Consider the following 5,542-nt stretch of genomic DNA (forward strand, 5'->3'; position numbering starts at 1 on the left):
CCTCTGCGGCGCGTCCTCCCGCTCCAGGCGCGCCAGCAGCAGCAGATCCTCGACGATGCGTTGCATGCGTGTGGTCTGCTGGTACATCTGGTTGATGATGTGGCACCAGGGTGAGAATTCGGGATCTTCAGCGTCGTTCAGGGTCTCCAGGTAGCCGTGAATGACGGTCAGCGGGGTGCGCATCTCGTGGGATAGATTGGCCACGAAATCGCGGCGCACAATCTCCAATTGTTGCAGACGGGTCACATCCCGCGCCTGCAACAGGCGTTTGCCCTTGCCGTAGGGGACGATGCGCACCTCGAGGGTGCGTTTGTGGTCCAGCGGCCCCGGCATTTGCAACGGTTGGCTGTAATCACCCTGTGCCAGGTACTTCCGGAACATCGGGTCGGGGATCAGCTCTTCAAGTGAGCGGTCGCTACTCCGTTTCTTTCTGAAGCCGAATATCTCGCTGGCGGCACTGTTCCACCACTCCACCTGACCACGATCGTTCAGCACCACGGTGGCATCGGGCAGGGCGTTGGTGGATTGATGAAACCCACTGAGCATGCGGCTGAGTTTGCGTTTGCGTTTGCGCCCACGTTCACGCAGTGCCTCCACCGCATGCACGATCTCGCCCCACCCGCCCAGTGCCGACGGTGGCTCGTGGTGTTTTGGGTCGTCCAGCCACAGGCTCAAACGGTGGAGATTGTGCATGTGCCACAGCAGGTAAGAGACCAGACCGCACAGCAGCGCCAAGGCCGGGTGGTCGATCCAGACTCCCCAGGCAAACAGCAGCAGCCCGACACAGACGACAAGGACAAACTCCCGGTAACGGCCTGCTCGATGAAGGCTCATTTTGTGGCGACCTGTCCAGAGAAGCGGTATCCAGCGCCACGTACCGTCTGTACCAGACGGTCTAGACCATGCGGCTCCAGAATCTTGCGCAGGCGTCGGATGTGTACATCCACAGTGCGCTCCTCAATGAACACGTTGGTGCCCCAGACGTTGTCGAGCAACCGTGAACGGCTGAACACCTTGTTCTGGTGAGTCATGAAGAAGTGCAGCAGGCGGAACTCGGTGGGACCGAGTTCGATCTCCTTCGAATCGGCGCTGACCCGATAGGAGGTCGGATCGAGCCGCAGCCCCGCCACCTCCACCGCCTCTTCAGTGGCGTGGGGTGCCACCCGGCGCAGGATCACCTTGATCCGGGCAATCAGTTCGCGGGGCGAAAAGGGCTTGGTCACATAGTCTTCCGCCCCCGATTCCAGACCCCGTACCTTATCGTCCTCTTCACCGCGGGCGGTGAGTACGATCACCGGAATCTCAGCGGTCAGGGAATCCCGCTTCAGCTCCTGGGTGAGTTCCACCCCGCTGGTGCCGGGCAGCATCCAGTCCATCAGGATCAGGTCCGGCATCTGCCGGGCCAGACAGGTGCGTGCCTGCCCGGCGTCTTCCGCCTCCATCGTCTCATAACCGGCCTGTCGCAACACAAAGCCGATCATCTCACGCACGGCGGTCTCGTCCTCGACGATGAGAATCTTCGTGGTCATGCTAAATATCCATTAGCTGTCTGATATTCAAACCTGGTATTAGACCGAATCGATGGTTACATTTTGATGACGTCTGGAACCCAGTATGGATGCTGGCATGCCAGCTCGCTCAGAGGCTCATTAATCACTCACCAATCAGAATCTCCACTTCCACCTGGTCGTTGTTGCCCTGCTCATCCAGAGCAAGGATACGGTTTTTTCCAGCCTGACTAAAACGGTAGGCGATGTCCTGTGAGGCGGGGAAGCGGCCGAGAAACTCACCGTTGACGTACCAGCTCACCTTGCCCTGAGCGCCAAGGCTCTTCAGCATGATCTGGGGTAGGGCATCACCGCCCGGTTGAGTCAGTTCGGCCTGGTGATTGGGGGAGATGATCTGCAATCCAGCGGCCCCGATCATACTGGCAGGTGGGCAACGAGAATCGGCGGCAGGCAGCTGACCCAACCGGGTCTGCCGAAAGGGCAGCCAGGGCTCCAGGGCAGGCGGCCAGAGGGCGAGCTGCAGTGGCTGTTTTTCCACCCCCGGGCAGCTGGAGGCAATCCGCTTCCCCTGGTCCTGACTCACCCAGAGCTTGAGCGGGTTGCTGTCCAGCCCCTGGTTGGGCGTGGGCGGGATTTGCCCGTCGAGGCTCCAGGCCGTCAGGTTGCGGTGGCAGTGCTGTTCCGGCTGCTGCTGCTTCAGGGTGCCGAGTGGCCAGCAGATCTGCACCTCGGCCACCGAGGGCGGTGCGCTGCTCCATGCCTCGTTCCCATCCGCCTGCAGGTTGGCAAGGCGGAACAGCAGTGGTGCCGCGGAGAGTGCGCCATAGTGTCCCGGTACCGGGGTGCCGTCGGGCCGCCCGAGCCAGACTCCGAGGCTGTAGCGGGGCGTCACCCCGACCGCCCAGGCGTCGCGAAAGCCGTAGCTGGTGCCGGTCTTCCAGGCCAGCCGGGTCTCGTCCCGCACCCGGTGGCCGCCGAGCCGGTCGGGCCGCGGAGTCTCGGCGAGTATCTGTCGTACGATCCAGGCCGCGCCGGGGGAGAGCAGAAAGCGCGTTGTATCCGGCTCGCCCAGCAGCAGGTGCAGGGGTTGCGTCTGACCATTGTTGGCGATGGCCAGATAGCCCTGCAGCAGCCGCTCCAGGGAGATGCCCGCGCCGCCCAAGATCAGCGCAGGATTGGGGCGGCCATCCCCCGGAATCGTCAATCCCAGGCCGGCGTTGGCCAGACGGTTGGCGAAGCTGCCTGGGCCGAGCTGCTCCAGCAGATTGACCGCCGGCACATTGAGCGACTGTTGCAGCGCTCGGCTGGCGTTCACTGGCCCCTCGTGGCCGCGGTGAAAGTTGGCCGGGCGATAGGCCTGGCGGTGGCGCGGCGCATCGCTCAGCAGCGAGGCGGAGTGGATCAGGCCATCGTCCAGCGCCATCCCATAGAGAAACGGTTTCAAAGTTGAGCCCGGTGAGCGGATCGCTCTCACCATGTCGACCTGGCCCAGACGTTTGTCGTCAAGAAAACCAGCCGAGCCGACATAGGCAAGCACCTCGGCGCTGCGGTTCTCCACCACCAGCAGCGCTACCGAGACCCCCGGCGGTTGCTGCTGTGCGTAGTTTTTCGCCAACTCCGCGACCATCGCCTGCAGTTCGCCATCCAGGGTGGTGCGGATCACCGCCTGCTGGGGGAATCGGTTGCGCAGGCGGCGCGCCAGCAGCGGTGCCAGCAGCGGCGGGCGAAAACTGTTGGCGTAGACCCGCTCCAGCTTTGCCTGCTGGACCACCGCCTGCGACCAGATACCCTGGCTGGCCAGCCGCTCCAATACCTTGTTGCGCGCTGCCTCGGCAGGTTCGGCGTGGCGGTCGGGGCGCAGCCGGCTGGGGGCCTGGGGGAGCACCGCCAGCAGCGCTGCCTCGGCGTGGGTCAGCTCGCTGGCGTCCTTCTGAGATAGCTGAGGCTGGCTGCCTGCACCCCTTCCAGGGGGCCGCCAAAGGGGGCCAGCTGCAGATAGAGTTCGAGGATCTCCCGCTTGCTGAAGTGCCACTCCAGCTGCAGGGCGCGGAGTATCTGTGACAGTTTTCCGGAGAGGCTGCGGGGGTGGGGGTGGAGCAGCCGCGCCACCTGCATCGTCAGGGTGGAACCGCCGGAGACGATGCGCCCGCTGGCCAGATTCTGTGTCGCGGCGCGCAGCAGGGCGAAGGGATTGATCCCCGGATGCCAGTAGAACCAGCGGTCCTCGTAGCCGAGCAGTGCTTCGATATAGAGCGGCGAGATCTGCTCCATGTGCAGCGGATAGCGCCACACCCCGCGTGCATTGGGGAAGGTGCGCAGCGGGCGACCCTGCCGGTCCACCACCACCTGGGAGGGGGCATCGGTACCGGGCAGCTGGAGAGGATAGAACAGGTCGAGTGCCCACAACAGCAGGCCGCTGGCGAGCAGCAGTCCGGCCGACCACGCCAGCCAGGGCCTGCTGCCGCAGCCTCTCATGGTGCGTCGACCACCTCGAGTAGGCCACCCGACTCACCGATCGCGCGCAGCTCTGGGCGGTACATATCCTCCACCAGGGTTGGCGGTACCTGGTAGCGGCCGGGAGTGACCGCGCGGGCCAGGTAGAAGAGGTGGCTCGACCGGCCTTTGCGTAGATTGAGGGCGGCGACAAAGCGATCATCGCGATACTCCCTGTGCACGATCTGCGACTGCAGCATCAGCTCGCTCACCGGCCTGTTGTCGATCTTGATCTGGTCCAGTTGGATTGCATGTTTCAGGTTCTGGTTCTCCAGCTCCAGCCCGGCGGGCAGCAGCTCCACCAACAGCGCGTCGGGGATGCGCTGCTCAGCATCGAGCTGCAGGTGGACCAGCACCAGCTCGCCGGTTTTGATCTGCTTGAGGTCGATCGGCTTGCCATCGCGGGAGTAGTGGCTGCGTGCCACGCTGATACCTTGTGAGACAGGTTTCGGTGGCTGGTTGGGATAGCCGCTCAGCAGCAGGTCGCTGATCAGGGGAGCGTCGCTCCGATTCTCCAGGGTTATGCCGGCGCTGAGCTGATCGATCTCCAGACTGATCTGGTATGCGCCCGACTGCACCAGTTCCAGTAGCTCTTCACCAATACGCAGGCCCGCCTGCCAAGGGTTGTCGTCGGGCCGTTGCAGCGCCAGTGCGGCGAGGAACAGTGCGTTGCGCTCCTGGGTGCTGAGGTATTGGCGGGACAAGAGCTGATCGCGCAGGGTCCGGGTCATCCCGATCACCGGCTTGTCATGGATTTTGGCATCGGCGAGCAGGCTGATCATTAACGCTTGGTCGCGCAGCGGCGAACCGTAGTCGCCCAGATAGGCGCCGGGTTTCGGCGCACCGATCTCCAGCCCGCGGGTGATCGCTGCGGCACCGTTCTTGTGGTCCCCCTGGTTTTTCAGGGCGAGGCCGAGGTGGATCAGCGGCAAGCCCGATCTGGCGTACTGCGCCTGGCTGCGCCAGAGGCTGCGCAGGTGGCCAAGATTGGCGCGGTTGATGCGCGATAGCACGTAACCGGCGTAGGCGCGGTAGGCGAGGCGGTAGTGGTCGGGGGCATCGCTGTGGCGCTCGATGAGCATGCGGGACTGCTTCAGATACTGCTCCAGGCGTTCTACCACCCGTCGCAGAAACTCTGGCTCCACTGCAAGGCCCATCGCCTGGGCGCTGAGCAGAAAGTCTGCTACATAGGCGGTGAGCCAGTGCTCCTCCGGGCTGTGATTGTCCCACAGGCCGAAGCCACCGCTGCCGCGCTGCTGCGCCTGCAGCCGTTCGAACGCCTGCTCCAAATTCTGCTGGCGTTTATTGAGCTGCTCAGGATCGAGGCCGAAGCGGCGCAGGTTCTGCTCGTTGGCGTGTAGCCAGGGCCAGGCGCTGCTGGTGGTCTGTTCGAGACAGCCGTAGGGGTAGCGCAGCAGTGCCTCGACCTGATCCTCGATCTGCAGTGTGATGCGGTTGTCGAGGCTCAGCCGGGCGACCACTGTGGCCGGGCTGAAGGCGCTCAGAGCGGGCAGCGGCAGGGGGGCGTGCTCGCCCGGCTC

General features: G+C 64.1%; 3 protein-coding genes and 1 pseudogene. All 4 read right to left on the reverse strand.

Translation table 11 applies throughout. The features are described from left to right. Positions 1 to 834: phosphate regulon sensor histidine kinase PhoR (locus RIFP1SYM_RS17640; protein ID WP_039960729.1), on the reverse strand; the 834-nt coding region annotated here is incomplete at its 3' end. Beyond that, positions 831 to 1,529: a phosphate regulon transcriptional regulator PhoB gene (phoB, locus tag RIFP1SYM_RS15395; RefSeq protein ID WP_005966501.1), complete on the reverse strand. Its 699-nt coding sequence runs from the start codon at positions 1,527 to 1,529 to the stop codon at positions 831 to 833. The genes RIFP1SYM_RS17640 and phoB, both read right to left, overlap by 4 nt. Before the next feature lie 124 nt (positions 1,530 to 1,653). Next, positions 1,654 to 3,983: pseudogene (pbpC, locus tag RIFP1SYM_RS15400) on the reverse strand (penicillin-binding protein 1C). Further along, positions 3,980 to 5,542, reverse strand: a 1,563-nt coding sequence (locus RIFP1SYM_RS15405; protein ID WP_039960728.1) for an alpha-2-macroglobulin family protein, incomplete at its 5' end; no start/stop codon positions are given. The gene RIFP1SYM_RS15405 and the pseudogene pbpC, both read right to left, overlap by 4 nt.

Source organism: endosymbiont of Riftia pachyptila (vent Ph05) (assembly GCF_000224455.1).
Taxonomy (GTDB): Bacteria; Pseudomonadota; Gammaproteobacteria; order Chromatiales; family Chromatiaceae; genus Endoriftia; species Endoriftia persephonae.

Excerpts from the sequence above, each read along its gene's own strand:
- phoB (WP_005966501.1), bottom strand. The coding sequence starts at position 1,529 with ATGACCACGAAGATTCTCATCGTCGAGGACGAGACCGCCGTGCGTGAG.